General features: G+C 45.3%; 1 protein-coding gene and 1 pseudogene. Both read right to left on the bottom strand.

Annotated features, from left to right (window positions below; all coding sequences use genetic code 11):
- Positions 1 to 899, bottom strand: an 899-nt coding sequence (locus tag ACVWYG_RS19220) for an IS3 family transposase (protein ID WP_457272680.1), incomplete at its 3' end; no start/stop codon positions are given.
- 5 nt (positions 900 to 904) lie between these two features.
- Positions 905 to 1,116 (bottom strand): annotated as a pseudogene (locus tag ACVWYG_RS19215) (hypothetical protein); the annotation flags it as partial.

Here is a 1,116-nt window from a genome sequence, read left to right as displayed (position 1 = left end):
GTAGGTATTTTCCGATAATAATTCTTCCATAGTCTTTCTGTTTTTATTGCTGTTTTAGAGTGATGTACCTGGTTTGGGGTTAAGTTTCCTATGCTCATGTGGGGTCTTTCTGCATTGTAGAGTTCGATTACATCCTTTAGCAATTGCCTTGCATCTATGATGTTGTCTATGTCGTAGGTTTCCAGATACTCGCCTTTAACGATGCCGTTTACCCTTTCGGCAACTGCATTTTCTAGGGGGTCTCCATTTTCTGTCATACTTATTTGGATCTGCCTTTCCCGTAAAAGTTTCACATAGCCTGCGCTGCAGTACTGTATCCCCCTGTCACTGTGATGGGTAAGACCCGGATGGTTTTCCTCATCCAGCCCCGAGATTGCCATTTGCAGGGCCCGGATACTCTCGACAGCTTCCATGGTCTCGGCCACTTGGTAGCCTACGATTTTATGTGAGTATACATCGGTAACAAAACTTATGTACAGGTGCTCTCCCGTGCTTATCTTCCAATAAGTGATATCGCTCACCCATAGCTGATTGGGTGCCATAGGGATATAGCCCCTGATCAGATTCGGATATTTGCGGAACCAATGGTACGAGTTAGTGGTCTGAATTCTCCGTTTGCGCTTTCTTACCAGCATGTAATTGGCCGAAAGCAGCGTGAACAGGGCGTCCCTGCCCATTTTTATACTATGTTCCAAAAGGAAAGGCTGCATCATCTCAAAGAGTTTCCTCGTGCCCATCCGCCGATGGTCTTTGCGGATGCTCCTCACCTGTCGCAGTACAAGTTCCTCCTCGAGGGTGGTCGAGAAACCTTCCCAACTGTTTTGATAATAAGCCTGTCTGGTAATACCAAACCATCCACATAATTTGGCCAGTCCTATGTGCGAAAAATTGTTTTTCATTGCTTCTATGGTTTGGTAGCGAGCTTTTTTCTGATCGGAATGTTAAACTCTTTTTCCGCAATATCGACCATCGTGGAGAATGCGATGGCCCTGAGTTCGGCATCCTTCAACTGTTTCTCCAGCTCTGCAATCCTTTTCTTTAGTAGAAGACTCTCAAAGTCGTCCAACTTTTGTGCTGTGTTCTTTGACATAGGGCTATAATTGGGAACAATAGTAG

The sequence above is a fragment of the Pedobacter sp. UYEF25 genome, assembly GCF_054061655.1.
This window is presented reverse-complemented; position numbering and strand designations above follow the sequence as displayed.